At 67.9% G+C, this 16,085-nt stretch carries 12 protein-coding genes; 11 read left to right on the forward strand and 1 reads right to left on the reverse strand.

What is annotated here, in order from left to right:
- Window positions 1-138 precede the first annotated feature (138 nt).
- From rpsA to QQX04_RS09185, 4 genes are all read left to right on the forward strand, one after another.
- Window positions 139-1,632: a 30S ribosomal protein S1 gene (gene rpsA / locus QQX04_RS09170; protein ID WP_301128413.1), complete on the forward strand. Its 1,494-nt coding sequence runs from the start codon at window positions 139-141 to the stop codon at window positions 1,630-1,632.
- Window positions 1,633-1,758: 126 nt separating this feature from the next.
- The gene (coaE, locus tag QQX04_RS09175) at window positions 1,759-2,358 is read left to right on the forward strand and encodes a dephospho-CoA kinase (protein ID WP_301128415.1); all 600 of its coding nucleotides are present in this window, start codon (window positions 1,759-1,761) and stop codon (window positions 2,356-2,358) included.
- A 34-nt stretch (window positions 2,359-2,392) separates the two neighbouring features.
- On the forward strand, window positions 2,393-4,450 hold the full coding sequence (uvrB, locus tag QQX04_RS09180; RefSeq protein ID WP_301128417.1) for an excinuclease ABC subunit UvrB: 2,058 nt from the start codon (window positions 2,393-2,395) through the stop codon (window positions 4,448-4,450).
- A gap of 25 nt (window positions 4,451-4,475) precedes the next feature.
- Window positions 4,476-5,516, forward strand: coding sequence for a TerC family protein (locus QQX04_RS09185; RefSeq protein ID WP_301128419.1), 1,041 nt, complete (start codon window positions 4,476-4,478; stop codon window positions 5,514-5,516).
- A gap of 79 nt (window positions 5,517-5,595) precedes the next feature.
- Here the strand turns inward: QQX04_RS09185 and QQX04_RS09190 are convergent, their stop codons facing one another.
- Complete coding sequence (locus QQX04_RS09190; protein ID WP_301128420.1) at window positions 5,596-5,895, reverse strand: YciI family protein; 300 nt, start codon at window positions 5,893-5,895, stop codon at window positions 5,596-5,598.
- 113 nt (window positions 5,896-6,008) lie between these two features.
- Between QQX04_RS09190 and uvrA the strand changes: the two genes are divergently transcribed.
- From uvrA to QQX04_RS09225, 7 genes are all read left to right on the forward strand, one after another.
- On the forward strand, window positions 6,009-8,849 hold the full coding sequence (gene uvrA, locus QQX04_RS09195; RefSeq protein WP_301128422.1) for an excinuclease ABC subunit UvrA: 2,841 nt from the start codon (window positions 6,009-6,011) through the stop codon (window positions 8,847-8,849).
- 9 nt (window positions 8,850-8,858) lie between these two features.
- Window positions 8,859-10,742, forward strand: a complete 1,884-nt coding sequence (gene uvrC, locus QQX04_RS09200; protein WP_301128424.1) for an excinuclease ABC subunit UvrC — start codon at window positions 8,859-8,861, stop codon at window positions 10,740-10,742.
- The gene (gene rapZ / locus QQX04_RS09205) at window positions 10,739-11,656 is read left to right on the forward strand and encodes an RNase adapter RapZ (RefSeq protein ID WP_301128425.1); all 918 of its coding nucleotides are present in this window, start codon (window positions 10,739-10,741) and stop codon (window positions 11,654-11,656) included. The genes uvrC and rapZ overlap by 4 nt, the downstream gene beginning before the upstream one ends.
- On the forward strand, window positions 11,640-12,608 hold the full coding sequence (locus QQX04_RS09210; RefSeq protein WP_301128427.1) for a gluconeogenesis factor YvcK family protein: 969 nt from the start codon (window positions 11,640-11,642) through the stop codon (window positions 12,606-12,608). The genes rapZ and QQX04_RS09210 overlap by 17 nt, the downstream gene beginning before the upstream one ends.
- 20 nt (window positions 12,609-12,628) lie before the next feature.
- A complete protein-coding gene (gene whiA / locus QQX04_RS09215) occupies window positions 12,629-13,612 on the forward strand; it encodes a DNA-binding protein WhiA (RefSeq protein ID WP_301128429.1) in 984 nt (327 codons plus the stop codon).
- Window positions 13,613-13,783: 171 nt separating this feature from the next.
- A complete protein-coding gene (gene gap / locus QQX04_RS09220) occupies window positions 13,784-14,788 on the forward strand; it encodes a type I glyceraldehyde-3-phosphate dehydrogenase (protein ID WP_301128431.1) in 1,005 nt (334 codons plus the stop codon).
- A gap of 105 nt (window positions 14,789-14,893) precedes the next feature.
- Window positions 14,894-16,084 (forward strand): phosphoglycerate kinase, encoded by a 1,191-nt coding sequence (locus QQX04_RS09225; protein WP_301128433.1) that lies wholly within the window; start codon window positions 14,894-14,896, stop codon window positions 16,082-16,084.
- Window position 16,085: the final 1 nt, after the last annotated feature.

A 16,085-nucleotide genomic window follows, 5' to 3' on the forward strand; every position in this document is an offset into this window, starting at 1 on the left:
ACCCGAAGGTGACCTCCTGCGCTTTGTGCACCGAGGCGCAAAGGCGGTAGCATGGTCGCTGGCCTTCGGCATGCCTTGGCGTGCCCGCGGGTCTGTCCATATTCATTCGAATTCCCTGTCCACCGGAGCTACTCCTTAATGTCCGTTTCCTCCCCCGAGTCCACCCCGATCGCCGTCAACGACATCGGCACTGCTGAGGACTTCCTCGCTGCCATCGACGCGACCATCAAGAACTTCGACGACGGCGACCTCGTCGAGGGCACCATCGTCAAGGTCGACCGTGACGAGGTCCTCCTCGACATCGGCTACAAGACCGAGGGCGTGATCCCCGCCCGCGAGCTTTCCATCCGCCACGACGCCGATCCCGACGATGTCGTCAACGTCGGCGACACCATCGAGGCCCTCGTTCTCACCAAGGAGGACAAGGAAGGCCGCCTGATCCTGTCCAAGAAGCGCGCGCAGTACGAGCGCGCCTGGGGCTCGATCGAGAAGATCAAGGAGGAGGACGGCGTCGTCACCGGTACCGTCATCGAGGTCGTCAAGGGTGGCCTCATCGTCGACATCGGTCTCCGCGGCTTCCTTCCCGCCTCGCTCGTCGAGATGCGTCGCGTCCGCGACCTCGGCCCGTACATCGGTCAGCAGATCGAGGCGAAGATCATCGAGCTCGACAAGAACCGCAACAACGTGGTCCTGTCGCGCCGCGCCTTCCTCGAGCAGACGCAGTCCGAGGTTCGCTCGTCGTTCCTGACCGCCCTCAAGCCGGGCCAGGTCCGCAAGGGCGTCGTGTCGTCGATCGTCAACTTCGGTGCGTTCGTCGACCTGGGCGGCGTGGACGGCCTCGTGCACGTCTCCGAGCTGTCGTGGAAGCACATCGACCACCCGAACGAGGTCGTGTCGGTCGGCCAGGAGGTCGAGGTCGAGGTTCTCGACATCGACATGGACCGCGAGCGCGTCTCGCTGTCGCTCAAGGCCACGCAGGAGGACCCGTGGGCGGTCTACGCCCGCACCCACGCGATCGGCCAGATCGTCCCGGGCAAGGTCACCAAGCTCGTCCCCTTCGGCGCGTTCGTCCGCGTCTTCGAGGGCATCGAGGGCCTGGTCCACATCTCCGAGCTCGCTGTGCGTCACGTCGAGCTGCCCGAGCAGGTCGTCCAGGCCGATGAGGAGGTGTTCGTCAAGATCATCGACATCGATCTCGAGCGCCGCCGCATCTCGCTGTCGATCAAGCAGGCGAACGAGGGCGTCGACCCGGAGGGCGAGGACTTCGACCCCGCTCTGTACGGCATGACGGCCGAGTACGACGAGCAGGGCAACTACAAGTACCCCGAGGGCTTCGACCCGGAGACCCAGGAGTGGCGCGAGGGCTACGAGGAGCAGCGCGAGGCGTGGGAGGCGGAGTACGCCGAGGCCCACGAGCGCTGGGAGGCTCACAAGCAGTTCGTCGCCAAGCAGGAGGAGCAGGCTGCTGTCGCCGAGGCCGAGGCCCCGGCCGCTGCCGCACCGCGCAAGCGTGCGGCCGGCAAGGGTGGCCCCACCTCCTACAGCTCGCAGGATGAGGACTCGGCCGACGCCGGCACCCTCGCCTCCGACGAGCGTCTCGCGGCTCTGCGCGAGAAGCTGACGGGCAACTAAGCACCGCAACTCGAAGGGCCGCGATCCGCGAGGATCGCGGCCCTTCGTGCGTGCGGGGGCGTGCTCGCGTTGTGCGATGCTGCACTTCTTGTTGCGCGTGACGGCGCCTGGTGGTTGACTCCCGGCGTGCTTCGTATCGGATTGACGGGCGGCATCGCCGCCGGGAAGTCGACCGCCTCCGCCCGGTTCGCCGAGCTGGGGGCGCGGGTGGTCGACCATGACGTGCTCGCCAGGCGCGCCGTCGAGCCGGGCTCAGCTGCGCTGGTGGACATCGTGAGGGAGTTCGGCGACAGGCTCGTGGTGGACGGTCGCCTCGACCGCCAGGCGCTCGCCGAGGTCGTGTTCTCCGATCCCGCAGCACTCGAGCGGCTCAACGCGATCGTGCATCCCACCGTCTTCGCGATGGGTCAAGCGGAGGACCGCATCGCGCGACGGCAGGGTGAGAAGGTCGTCGTGCACGACATCCCCTTGCTGTTCGAGGCGGGGTACGGCGGAGGCTTCGACCTGGTGATCACGGTCCAGGCCGATCGTGCGGTGCGCATCAAGCGGCTCATGGATGGACGCGGGATGTCTCACGAGGAGGCGACGGCGCGCATGGCGTCCCAGGCCTCTGACGAGCAGCGCGCCTCCATCTCGGACGTGGTGCTCGACGGCTCGGGCTCACCTGAGCGTCTCCGCGCCCAGATCGACGCGCTCTGGGAGGAGATCGTCCCGTCCAAGGGGTGATCTGAGTGTCACAGGTGCGGCGTACCGTAGGTGCATGACCTCGGATCTGCGCAGGGCCGACCATCCCTTCAAGGTGGTCTCGGAGTACAAGCCGTCGGGTGACCAGCCGAAGGCGATCGACCAGCTCGCTCAGCGGATCCAGGCCGGCGAGCAGGACGTGGTGCTGCTGGGTGCGACCGGAACCGGAAAGTCGGCGACCACCGCGTGGCTCGTCGAGCGCTTGCAGCGTCCCACGTTGGTGATGGCGCACAACAAGACCCTGGCGGCGCAGCTCGCCAACGAGTTCCGCGATCTGCTCCCGCACAACGCGGTCGAGTACTTCGTGAGCTACTACGACTACTACCAGCCCGAGGCCTATGTGCCGCAGACGGACACCTTCATCGAGAAGGACTCCTCGATCAACGAGGAGGTGGAGCGACTGCGCTACTCGGCGACCAACTCTCTGCTCACGCGGCGGGACGTCGTCGTGGTGTCGTCGGTCTCGTGCATCTACGGACTCGGCACTCCGGAGGAGTACATCCAGGGGATGGTGACCCTCGCGGTCGGAGACGTCGTCGACCGCGACTCTCTCCTGCGGGAGTTCGTCCAGATGCAGTACGCGCGCAACGATCTGGCGTTCACCCGAGGCACCTTCCGGGTGCGGGGCGACACCGTCGAGATCATCCCCGTGTATGAGGAGCTCGCGATCCGCATCGAGATGTTCGGCGACGAGGTGGAGGCGCTCTACACGCTGCACCCCCTCACGGGCGACGTCGTGGAGCGACGCGAGCAGGTCCACCTCTTCCCGGCCTCGCATTATGTGGCGAGCGAGGAACGGATGAACAAGGCGATCAGCACCATCGAGCTCGAGCTCGAGGAGCGTCTCCAGGAGCTCGAACGCCAGAACAAGCTCCTCGAGGCCCAGCGCCTCAAGATGCGCACCACGTTCGATCTCGAGATGATGCGCTCCGTCGGCACGTGCTCCGGCATCGAGAACTACTCGCGTCACATCGAGCAGCGAGAGCAGGGCACGCCGCCGCATACCCTGCTCGACTACTTCCCGGACGACTTCCTGCTCGTCATCGATGAGTCTCACGTCACCGTGCCTCAGATCGGAGCGATGTACGAGGGGGATGCCTCGCGCAAGAGGACGCTCGTCGACCATGGGTTCCGCCTGCCGTCCGCGCTGGACAACCGGCCGCTCAAGTGGGGCGAGTTCCAGGAGAGGATCGGCCAGACCGTCTACCTCTCGGCCACCCCGGGCCAGTACGAGCTCGACCGCGCCGACGGAGTCGTCGAGCAGATCATCAGGCCCACGGGTCTGGTGGATCCGAAGATCGTGGTGAAGCCCACGGAGGGCCAGATCGATGACCTTCTGGAGGAGATCCGCGTGCGGGTCGAGCGCGACGAGCGTGTGCTCGTGACGACTCTCACCAAGCGAATGGCGGAGGACCTCACGGAGTACCTGTCCGACCGTGAGGTGAAGGTCGAGTACCTCCACTCCGACGTCGACACGCTCCGGCGCGTCGAGCTCCTCCGGGAGCTGCGCCGTGGGCGCTTCGATGTGCTGGTCGGCATCAACCTCCTGCGAGAGGGGCTCGACCTCCCGGAGGTCTCGCTGGTCTCGATCCTCGACGCGGACAAGGAGGGCTTCCTCCGGTCGGGGACGTCGCTCATCCAGACGATCGGACGCGCGGCGCGCAACGTCTCGGGCGAGGTGCACATGTACGCCGACACCATCACGGACTCGATGGAGTCGGCCATCGACGAGACCAACAGGCGTCGCGAGATCCAGATCCAGTACAACCTGGACAACGGGGTTGACCCGACTCCTCTGCGCAAGCGCATCGGCGACATCACGGAGATGCTCGCGCGTGAGGAGGCGGACACCGCTGCGGCTCTTGAGGAGGTCAGGAAGAAGGCTCCCACGCCGTCGACCGTCGAACCCCAGCAGGCCGAACGGCCCGCCGACGAGCTCGCCCAGCTCATCGAGGATCTGTCCGATCAGATGCGACAGGCCGCTACGGAGCTTCAGTTCGAGCTGGCCGCCCGCTTGCGCGATGAGATCGCCGAGCTCAAGAAGGAGCTGAGGGGGATGCTCGCCGCTGGCTGAGCCGTAGCGCCCCTAGGATGGGCGGGTGGAATCACCCCTCGTCTGGACGATCACGATCGCTGTGCTCGTCGGAATGTTCGCCTTCGACTTCTTCGTGGTCGTCGGGCGGCCTCACGTGCCGAGCTTCAAGGAGTCGGTGTCGTGGTCGGTGTTCTACATCGCGATCTCCCTTGTCTTCGGGGCGAGCTTCTGGTGGTGGTCCACCCCGGACAAGGGCGCCGAGTTCCTCGCGGGCTACGTGACCGAGAAGTCGCTCTCAGTCGACAATCTCTTCGTCTTCCTCGTGATCATGACGAGGTTCGCGGTCCCACCCAAGCTGCGGGAACGCGTGCTCCTGATCGGCATCGCGCTCGCTCTGGTGTTCCGTGGCATCTTCATCGCCGCAGGGGCCGCCGCGCTCAACACCTTCCACTGGGTGTTCTTCCTCTTCGGCGCCTTCCTGATCTACACGGCCATCGTCATCGGACGTGAGGGTGGACCTGAGGAGGGCGAGGCCGAGTACAAGGAGAACGCCTTCACGAGGCTCGTCCGCCGGGCCATGCCCCTGACCGACGGGTATCGAGGCGTACACATGGTGGTCCGCGAGCACGGCACACGCATGATCACACCGCTGCTTCTGGTGGTGGTCGCGTTGGGCTCGACCGACGTCATGTTCGCGCTTGACTCGATCCCAGCGATCTTCGGCCTCACCAAGGATCCCTACATCGTCTTCACCGCGAACGCGCTGGCGCTTCTCGGTCTGCGGCAGCTCTTCTTCGTGGTGGACGGCTTGCTCAGCCGGCTGATCTACCTGTCCTACGGACTCGCGCTGGTGCTCGGCTTCATCGGGGTGAAGATGATCCTCGAGGCGCTCCACGGCAACAACCTGCCGTTCATCAACGGAGGCATGCCGCTGGAGCAGGTGCCGGTGCCCTCCACCTGGGCGTCGCTCGGCGTCATCATCGGCGTGCTCGGCATCGCGGCCGCAGCCTCGTTGATCGTCTCCAAGCGGACGGGGGAGCACCTGCACGATCCTCGCGAGGACGTAGGCGAGCCCGACCCCTCAGGGCGCGACGACCGCGCCTGAGCCGGACGTCAGCGGTCTGGACCGTGAAGGGCGCGCCACCGAGCGACGTGAGCTCAGGTTCGGACGGCTGAAGCGTCGCTCACGCAGGGAAGTCGGCTCCGGGCCACTCGCCGAAAGCGGGCCACTGCCTGATCGAGTGCGCAGGTACGAGGCCCGCCTTCACGTACGGATCGTCCGCGACGATCTGCTCGGCCTCCTCGAGGGAGGCGACGTCCGCCACGATCAGAGCACCGGGCTGAAGGTCGTCGCCGTAGCGACCGATGGCGGGAACCTTGCCTGCAGCGGCCAGGGCGCGGAAATGCGCAAGGTGCTCGGGGCGGTGGGCGGCCCGCTCGTCCGCGCGCTCGTCGTAGGTGTAGTGGATCGCGAAGAGGCTCATGGGGTCATCCTGCACCATCTGAGCGACCCACGGACCGGCCCGGAGCCCCTGTCCGGGTCGCAGGATCGGCGCGTCGAACAGATGTTCGAACCGTGACCGCGTAGCATTGCCGTGTGAACGACCGGATCTTGGTGCGCGGAGCGCGCGAACACAACCTCAAGGGCGTGGATCTGGACCTTCCCCGGGACTCGCTCATCGTGTTCTCAGGACTGTCCGGATCCGGGAAGTCGTCCCTCGCCTTCGACACGATCTTCGCGGAGGGGCAGCGCCGCTACGTCGAGTCCCTCAGCGCGTACGCGCGGCAGTTCCTCGGTCAGATGGACAAGCCTGACGTGGACTTCATCGAGGGCCTCTCTCCGGCAGTGTCGATCGATCAGAAGTCGACCAACAGGAACCCTCGCTCGACGGTCGGCACCATCACCGAGGTGTACGACTACCTGCGCCTGCTCTACGCGCGCGTGGGCACGCCTCACTGCCCCGTGTGCGGCGAGGAGATCAGGTCTCAGACCCCGCAGCAGATCGTGGACTCCGTGCTCGCGCTTCCCGAGGGGACCCGCTACCAGGTGCTTGCACCGGTGGTCCGCGGGCGCAAGGGCGAGTACCAGGACCTCTTCGAGGAGCTGCAGCAGCAGGGCTTCGCTCGCGCGCGCGTCGACGGCGAGACGGTCCAGCTCACCGACCCCCCTAAGCTCGAGAAGAAGCTCAAGCACGACATCGAGGTCGTGGTGGACCGACTGGTGGCGAGGGACGGCGTCCGACAGCGCCTTGCCGACTCGGTCGAGACAGCGCTCCGGATCGCCGACGGGCTCGTGGTCGTCGACCCGGTCGACGGTGAGCTGCCGCAGCGCCGCTACAGCGAGAAGAGGGCGTGCCCGAACGACCATGTGCTGACGCTCGAGGAGATGGAGCCCCGCACGTTCTCCTTCAACGCGCCGTATGGCGCGTGCCCGGAGTGCACGGGCATCGGCGTGAGGCTCGAGGTGGACCCTGAGCTCGTGATCCCCGACCCGGACGCGAGTCTCAACGAGGGCGCCGTCGCCCCGTGGGCGCAGACGTCATCGGAGTACTTCGGGCGGACGGTGGCCGCGCTGTCCGACGAGCTGGGCTTCTCCCTGGATCAGCCGTGGAAGGACCTGCCGAAGGACGTGCAGAAGGCGATCCTGCACGGCAAGGACTATCAGGTCCATGTGCGCTTCAGGAACAGGTTCGGGCGTGAGCGCCAGTACACGACGGGGTTCGAGGGCGTCGTCACGTGGCTCGAGCGTCTCCACGAGCAGACGGAGTCCGACTTCTCCCGCGAGAAGTACGAGGCGTACATGCGCGAGGTGCCTTGCCCCGTATGCAAGGGCACCCGTCTCAAGCCCGAGGTGCTCGCGGTGACCATCGGAGGCCTCTCCATCGCGCAGGTCTGCGACCTCTCGATCGCGGACGCGCGGACCTTCATCGCGACCGCCGAGCTGGATGAGCGGGGCCGCGCGATCGCCGTGCAGGTCCTCAAGGAGATCGACGCTCGGCTCGGGTTCCTGCTGGACGTCGGCCTCGACTACCTGACGATGTCCCGCGCCGCGGGCACCCTCTCCGGCGGGGAGGCGCAGCGCATCCGCCTGGCGACGCAGATCGGTTCCGGCCTGGTGGGAGTGCTCTACGTCCTCGACGAGCCGAGCATCGGCCTGCACCAGCGCGACAACCGCAGGCTGATCGACACCTTGACGCGGCTGCGCGATCTGGGCAACACGTTGATCGTCGTCGAGCATGACGAGGACACGATCCGTACGGCGGACTGGGTCGTCGACGTGGGCCCCGGCGCCGGAGAGCACGGGGGAGAGGTCGTGCACTCGGGCTCGTACCAGGACCTGCTCGAGAACGATCGCTCGATCACCGGAGCGTACGTGTCAGGCCGCCGCAGCATCGAGGCGCCCACCGAGCGTCGGGAGCTGACGAAGGGCCGCGACGTGACCGTCGTCGGCGCGCGCGAGAACAACCTCAAGGGAATCGACGTGTCGTTCCCGCTCGGCGTGCTCACCGCCGTGACAGGGGTCTCCGGCTCGGGCAAGTCGACGCTCGTCAACTCGATCCTCTACACGAGCCTCGCGAACACGCTCAACCATGCCCGGCAGGTGGCCGGGCGGCACACGCGCATCACCGGCACCGAGCACCTCGACAAGATCGTGCACGTCGATCAGGGACCCATCGGCCGGACGCCGCGCTCGAACCCTGCGACCTACACGGGCGTGTGGGACAAGGTGCGCAAGCTCTTCGCGGACACGAGCGAGGCGAAGGTCCGCGGGTACGGACCGGGTCGCTTCTCGTTCAACGTGAAGGGCGGCCGCTGCGAGTCCTGCTCGGGCGACGGCACGCTCAAGATCGAGATGAACTTCCTTCCGGACGTCTACGTGCCGTGCGAGGTGTGCAAGGGCGCCCGCTACAACCGCGAGACGCTCGAGGTCCACTTCAAGGGCAAGACGGTGGCGGACGTGCTCGACATGCCCATCGAGGAGGCGGCCGAGTTCTTCGAGGCGATCCCCTCGATCTCGCGGCACCTCCGCACTCTGGTCGACGTCGGGCTGGGGTACGTGCGGCTCGGACAGCCTGCACCGACGCTCTCCGGCGGTGAGGCGCAGCGAGTGAAGCTCGCGTCAGAGCTTCAGCGTCGTTCCACGGGGCGCACGGTGTACGTGCTCGACGAGCCGACCACGGGTCTTCACTTCGAGGACGTGCGCAAGCTTCTCGCGGTGCTCCAGGGTCTCGTCGACAAGGGCAACACCGTGATCGTGATCGAGCACAACCTGGACGTCATCAAGTCGGCGGACTGGGTGATCGACATGGGCCCTGAGGGCGGTTCAGGTGGCGGCATCGTCGTGGCCGAGGGCACGCCGGAGCACGTCGCGACCGTGGAGGCGAGCCATACCGGACGGTTCCTGGCGGAGATCCTTGCCGTCGGCGCCCCCGCGTAGGCTGGTCGGGTGACTAACCCCGCGGACTACCGGCCTGCGCCGGGGACGATCCCCACACGGCCGGGCGTCTACCGGTTCCGCGATCCGCACGGGCGCGTGGTCTACGTGGGCAAGGCGAAGAGCCTGCGCGCGCGTCTGCAGAACTACTTCCAGCCGCTCGAACGTCTCCATCCGCGCACCCGCGCGATGGTGACCACGGCCGCGTCCGTCGAGTGGACGGTCGTCCGCAACGAGGTCGAGGCGCTGATCCTCGAGCACACGTGGATCAAGGAGTACGACCCCAGGTTCAACGTCGTCTTCCGCGACGACAAGTCGTATCCGTTCCTCGCGGTCACGATGAACGAGCAGTTCCCCCGCATGCAGGTGATGCGGGGCGAGAGGCGCAAGGGGGTGCGCTACTTCGGCCCTTACGCGAAGGCGTGGGCGATCCGGGAGACGGTGGACACGCTCCTGAACGTCCTTCCGATGCGCACGTGCTCGTCGGCGGTCTTCAAGAAGGCGGAGCGTCAGGGGCGCCCGTGCCTGCTCGGCTACATCGACAAGTGCGCAGCCCCCTGCGTCGGGAAGATCAGCCCGGAGGATCACAGGGACCTCGCGGAGCGGGTCTGCCAGGTGCTCGGCGGTGACGCCAAGCCGCTGATCCGTGACCTCACACGGCAGATGGAGGAGGCGGCGGCCCGCGAGGAGTACGAGGTCGCGGCGCGCGCCAGGGACCGGCTAGGCGCTCTCCGCAGCGTCCTCGAGCGCAACTCCATCGTGCTCGCGCCTGGCACCGACACCGACATCTTCAGCCTCGTCGACGAGGACCTGGAGGCCGCCGCGCACGTGTTCTACGTACGTGACGGACGCATCGCGGGGGAGCGCGGGTGGGTGGTCGACAAGCCGGAGCCGCTCACGCCCGCGCAGCTCATGACGCAGCTCGTGCAGGAGGCGTACTCCTCGATGGATCCGGACGACATCCCGTCGGAGGTCCTGGTGCCCGCGCTTCCCGAGGATGCGTCGCCGCTCGCCGAATGGCTCGCGGGCGTACGCGGGGCCCGGGTGGCGCTGCGCACGCCCGAGCGGGGCAAGAAGGCGGACCTTGCGGCCACGGGCCGCCAGAACGCGCAGCAGGTGCTGGATCAGCATCGGCTCAAGCGTGCGTCCGACCTCACGTCGCGGTCCGCAGCGCTCCAGGAGCTCCAGGAGGCGCTCGGGATGGACGAGGCGCCGCTGCGCATCGAGTGCTACGACATCTCGCACACGCAGGGCACGAACATGGTGGGCTCCATGGTGGTGTTCGAGGACGCGCTGCCGCGCAAGGCCGAGTACCGGCAGTTCAAGATCCGGGACGCCGCGGACGACACGGCCGCGATGGACGAGGTGCTGACCCGCCGGTTCACCCGCCTTCTCGAGGAGCGTGAGCTTCCGCCGGAGGAGCGCGAGTCGTCGCGCTTCGCCTATCCGCCCCAGCTCGTCGTGGTCGACGGCGGACTGCCCCAGGTGAGGGCCGCGCAGCGCGTGCTCGAACGGCTGGGAATCGACGACGTGACGCTCGTCGGGCTCGCGAAGCGCCTCGAGGAGGTGTGGGTCCCGGATGACGAGTTCCCCGTGATCCTCCCGCGCGGCTCCGAGCCGCTCTACCTGCTCCAGCGCGTGCGCGACGAGGCGCACAGGTTCGCCATCACGGCGCATCGCAAGAAGCGCGGCAAGGCGATGAAGGCCTCCGCGCTCGACGAGATCCCCGGGGTCGGTCCTGCGCGGGCGAAGGCGCTCGTCACGCACTTCGGGTCGGTCGCGCGACTGCGGGAGGCGAGCGTGGAGCAGATCGCGATGGTGCCTGGCGTGGGCCAGCAGATGGCGTCGGCGATTCACGCCGCCCTGCATGGCACTGATGGCATGCTGGAGGCATGACGGACGATCCGGCGCCCGACACCTATCCCTCCGGGCTCCCACGCCCCGATCTGTCGGGGGTGAACCTCGACACGCAGGTGCTCATCGTCACGGGCATGTCGGGCGCGGGCCGTACCCGTGCCGCAGCGGTGCTCAGCGATCTCGGCTGGTACGTGGTGGACAACCTGCCACCGCAGATGCTCGGTTCGCTCGTGGCGATGGTGGCGACGGACCCGACGCGTCGGCTCGCGACGGTCGTGGATGTGCGCGGCGGAGGGTACTTCGCTGATCTCGTGGCCGTCGTGGACGATCTGGAGTCTCGCGGAGTGGACGTGCAGATCCTGTTCCTCGAGGCGTCGGACGACACGCTCGTACGCCGCTTCGAGGAGGCGCGTCGCCCGCACCCCCTCCAGGGCGACGCGACCATCCTGGAGGGCATCGCACGCGAGCGATCCGCCGTCGCTGCGGTGCGAGAGAGAGCGGACGTGGTGGTGGACACCACGAGCCTCAACGTGCACCAGCTGCGGGACGTTCTCACCGACACCTTCGCCGAGGAGGTGCCGGAGCTCCACGTGAACGTTCTTTCGTTCGGGTTCAAGAACGGCGCGCCGGTCGACGCGGACTATGTGGCCGACGTGCGGTTCCTGAGCAACCCTCACTGGGTGCCGGAGCTCCGGCCCCTCACAGGAATCGATCCCGCGGTCAGGGATCACGTGCTCGGGTCTGCGGGCGCCCACGAGTTCCTCGACGGCTACACCTCGGCGATCGAGGTCGCGCTTCAGGGGTATCAGGCCCACGACAAGCACTCGGTCACGATCGCCGTGGGCTGCACAGGGGGCCGACACCGTTCGGTCGCGATGGCGGAGGAGCTGTCCCAGCGTCTGCGGACGAAGGGCTTCGATGTGAGGACGACGCATCGTGACAAGGACCGCTGAGCGACCAGGCCCCGACGTCGTCGCCTTGGGCGGGGGCCACGGGCTCTACGCGTCGCTGCGCGCGCTCCGCGGGGTCGCGGAGACTCTCACCGCGGTGGTGACGGTCGGCGACGACGGTGGCTCGTCCGGACGGCTTCGCGAGGAGATGCAGGTGATCCCTCCGGGCGATCTGCGGATGGCTCTCAGCGCCCTGTGCGAGGACACGCCGTGGGGCCTGACCTGGCGGGACGTGCTGCAGACGAGGCTCGAGACGACAGGACCGTTGGATGGGCACGCCGTCGGCAACCTGCTGATCGCCGGGCTCTGGCAGCACACCGGGGACATCGTCGCGGGCCTCGACTGGGTGGCGCGGCTGCTGCATGCGGAGGGACGGGTGCTGCCGCTCGCCCTCGATCCGCTCGAGATGGTCGCGCAGATGGAGATCGACGGCCGGGTGAGGCAGGTGCGCGGCCAGGTCGCGCTCGCCACCGCAGAGGGTCGCGTGTGCGGTCTCGCAGTCGAGCCTGCGCGTCCCCGTGTGCCGGCGGCGACGCTCGAGGCCATCGCCGGCGCCGACGTCGTGGTGCTCGGCCCAGGGAGCTGGTACACGTCCGTGCTGCCGCACTTCCTCGTCTCACCGGTGGCCGAGGCGCTCCACAGAGCGGCGCCCCACACCGTGCTGACCTTGAACATCGCGCACGAGGACGTCGAGACCGTCGGCATGAGCAGGCTGGACGATGTGCGCGCACTGCGCCAGATCGCTCCCGGCTTCGTTCCGGGCGCCGTGGTGGTGGACCGTTCGCATCGAGCCGACCCGCGACTGCTCGAGGAGCTCGAGGAGTGGGGAAGCCGCGTCGTCGTCGCACCGATGCTGCTCGCGGGCACGAAGGACCGTCACGATCCGACGCTCCTCGCGTCGGCGATCTCGTCCGCGATCGCTCAGCTCGCTCCCGAGGCACGCCGCCCGCTCTGAGCCATGGCACGATTGTCCCCATGGCTCTGACGGCGAAGGTGAAGGACGAACTCGCGCGCGTGCAGGTCGACAAGGTGTCGGCTCGCAAGGCGGAGATCGCGACGATGCTGCGATTCGCGGGAGGACTGCACATCGTGTCCGGCCGCATCGTCATCGAGGCGGAGCTCGACACCGCGATCGGCGCGCGTCGTCTCCGTACCTTCATCCAGGAGGTGCACAACCTCGGCTCGGAGATCATCGTCGTCTCCGGTGGCGCGCTGCGCAAGGGCAACCGCTATGTGGTCCGCGTGGTGAAGGACGGGGAGTCCCTCGCGCGTCAGACCGGGCTGCTGGACCATCGGGGCCGTCCCGTGCGTGGCCTTCCGCCGCACGTCGTCGGCGGCTCGGTCGAGGACACGGTGGCGGCATGGCGTGGCGCGTTCATCGCGCACGGCTCGCTGACAGAGCCCGGACGCTCCGCAGCGCTCGAGGTGACGGCTCCTGGACCTGAGGCCGCCTTGGCTCTCGTAGGAGCCGCACGCCGCCTCGGTGTGACGGCGAAGTCGCGAGAGGTGCGCGGCGTGGACCGCGTCGTGATCCGTGATGGCGAGGCCATCGCGCAGATGCTGGCGCGCCTCGGCGCACACGACGCGATGCTCGAGTGGGAGGAGAAGCGGACGCGCCGTGAGGTGCGGGGGACCGCGAACCGCCTCGCCAACTTCGACGACGCGAACCTGCGCCGATCGGCGCAGGCGGCGGTGGCCGCATCCGCGCGTGTCGCGAGGGCGTTCGAGATCCTCGCTGACGAGGTCCCCGAGCACCTCCGTGAGGCGGGTGAGCTGCGGCTTGCGCACCGGGACGCCTCGCTTGAGGAGCTGGGGCGACTCGCCGACCCGCCGCTGACCAAGGACGCGGTCGCGGGACGCATCCGACGGCTGCTCGCAACGGCGGACAAGAAGGCCGAGGATCTGGGCATCCCGGACACCGAGGCGGGCATCGGACCGGACCTCGTGGACGCCGACTGAGACGTCAACGTCCCTGCAATGCGTCGGGACCTTCGTCGCGCGGAACGCTTCTCCGGTTGGTAGTAGGGTGGGACCAGTGACCCGCCGTCGCGCGGTGTCATCTCGCACTAGGACGTGCGGCAATCTGCTACCTACCGCGCCGAGTCTCGGCGCGAGCCGAGGAGAGAAACTGTGACCATCAAGGTCGGTATCAACGGCTTCGGCCGTATCGGACGCAACTTCTTCCGGGCCGCTCTGGCCGAGGGCGCCGATTTCGAGATTGTCGGGGTCAACGACCTCACCGACAACAAGACCCTCGCGCACCTGCTGAAGTACGACACCGTGCTCGGCAAGTTCCCCAAGGAGGTCACCTACGACGACGACGCGATCTACGTCGACGGCAAGGCGATCAAGGCCCTCGCGGAGCGCGACCCCGCCAACCTTCCGTGGGCCGAGCTCGGTGCCGACATCGTGATCGAGTCGACCGGCTTCTTCACGGACGCCGAGAAGGCCAAGGCGCACATCGCCGCCGGTGCGAAGAAGGTCATCATCTCCGCTCCCGCGAAGAACGAGGACGCCACCTTCGTCGTGAACGTGAACCACACGGACTACGACCCGGCCTCGCACCACGTCATCTCGAACGCGTCGTGCACCACCAACTGCCTCGCTCCGGTCGCGAAGGCCCTCAACGACGCCCTCGGCATCGAGAAGGGTCTGATGACCACGGTTCACGCCTACACCGGCGACCAGAACCTCCAGGACGGCCCCCACAAGGACCTGCGCCGCGCCCGTGCGGCCGCGCAGAACATCGTGCCGACCTCGACCGGTGCCGCCAAGGCCGTCGCCCTCGTGCTCCCCGAGCTCAAGGGCAAGCTGGACGGCTTCGCCATGCGCGTGCCGACCATCACCGGTTCGGCCACCGACCTCACCTTCGAGGCCTCCAAGGAGACCACGATCGAAGAGGTCAACGCCGCGGTCAAGGCTGCCGCTGAGGGCGCCATGGCGGGCACGCTGTCCTACGTCGAGGACGACATCGTCTCCTCGGACATCGTGGGCGACCCGCACCAGTCGATCTTCGACGCCAAGCTGACCAAGGTTCAGGGCAACATGGTGAAGATCGTCTCCTGGTACGACAACGAGTGGGGCTACTCGACCTCGCTGGTCAAGCTGACCACCTACGTCGGCGAGCGCCTCTAACGGCTGACTGCCTGAAGTGACTCACGGCGACGCCCGCGCACGCTCCGGCGTTCGCGGGCGTCGTCATGTCACGACCATCACACCTACGCGAATCCAAGGATTGAGATGAAGACCATCGACTCCCTCGGCGACCTCACCGGCAAGAAGGTGCTGCTCCGCGCCGACCTCAACGTGCCGCTCGACGGCACCACCATCACCGACGACGGACGCGTGCGCGCGTCCGTGCCCACCATCGAGAAGCTTCTCGGTGCGGGCGCCTCGGTCATCGTGATGGCACACCTCGGCCGCCCGAAGGGCGCGCCGGACCCCGCCTTCTCGCTCGCGCCGGCGGCCGCTCGCCTGGCCGAGCTCCTCGGCAAGCCTGTGACGCTCGCCGCCGACCTCGTCGGTGACGACGCCAAGGCCAAGGCCGCCGCTCTTGAGCCCGGCCAGGTGCTGATGCTCGAGAACGTCCGCTTCGACGCACGCGAGACCTCCAAGGTCGACGAGGAGCGCCAGGCGCTCGCCGGCGAGCTCGCCGAGCTCGCCGACGTGTTCGTCTCGGACGGCTTCGGCGTCGTCCACCGCAAGCAGGCGTCCGTCTACGACGTCGCGCAGATCCTGCCCGCCGCCGGTGGCCTGCTCGTGCAGAAGGAGGTCGAGTCGCTCGGCAAGGCTGTCACCGACCCGGCGCGCCCCTACGCCGTCGTCCTCGGTGGCTCCAAGGTCTCCGACAAGCTCGGCGTGATCGCCAACCTTCTCACCAAAGCCGACCGCCTGCTGATCGGTGGAGGAATGGTGTTCACCTTCCTCGCCGCCAAGGGCTACGGCGTCGGCAAGTCGCTCCTCGAGGAGGACCAGCTCGACACCGTCAAGGGCTACCTGAAGACCGCCGAGGAGAACGGCGTCGAGATCGTCCTGCCGACCGACATCGTCGCAGCCGAGGCCTTCGCCGCCGACGCCGCGTTCGAGGTCGTCGCTGCAGACGCGATCCCGGCCGAGTCGATGGGCCTCGACATCGGCCCCGACTCGGGTGCGCTGTTCGCCTCGAAGCTCGCCGACGCGAAGACCATCGTCTGGAACGGCCCCATGGGCGTGTTCGAGTTCGAGAACTTCGCCGGCGGCACCAAGGCCGTCGCGCAGGCGATGATCGACTCCGACGGCTTCTCGGTCGTCGGCGGTGGCGACTCGGCCGCCGCTGTCCGCCGCCTCGGCTTCGACGAGGCCGGCTTCGGACACATCTCTACGGGTGGCGGCGCGTCGCTCGAGCTGCTCGAGGGCAAGGTGCTCCCGGGCCTGGCCGTCCTGGAGGGCTGAC

The sequence above is a fragment of the Demequina zhanjiangensis genome (genome assembly GCF_030418315.1).
Taxonomy (GTDB): Bacteria; Actinomycetota; Actinomycetes; order Actinomycetales; family Demequinaceae; genus Demequina; species Demequina zhanjiangensis.

Excerpts from the sequence above, each read along its gene's own strand:
- rpsA (WP_301128413.1), top strand. The coding sequence starts at position 139 with ATGTCCGTTTCCTCCCCCGAGTCCACCCCGATCGCCGTCAACGACATC.
- uvrB (WP_301128417.1), top strand. The coding sequence starts at position 2,393 with ATGACCTCGGATCTGCGCAGGGCCGACCATCCCTTCAAGGTGGTCTCG.
- QQX04_RS09190 (WP_301128420.1), bottom strand. The coding sequence starts at position 5,895 with ATGAGCCTCTTCGCGATCCACTACACCTACGACGAGCGCGCGGACGAG.
- rapZ (WP_301128425.1), top strand. The coding sequence starts at position 10,739 with ATGACGGACGATCCGGCGCCCGACACCTATCCCTCCGGGCTCCCACGC.
- whiA (WP_301128429.1), top strand. The coding sequence starts at position 12,629 with ATGGCTCTGACGGCGAAGGTGAAGGACGAACTCGCGCGCGTGCAGGTC.
- QQX04_RS09225 (WP_301128433.1), top strand. The coding sequence starts at position 14,894 with ATGAAGACCATCGACTCCCTCGGCGACCTCACCGGCAAGAAGGTGCTG.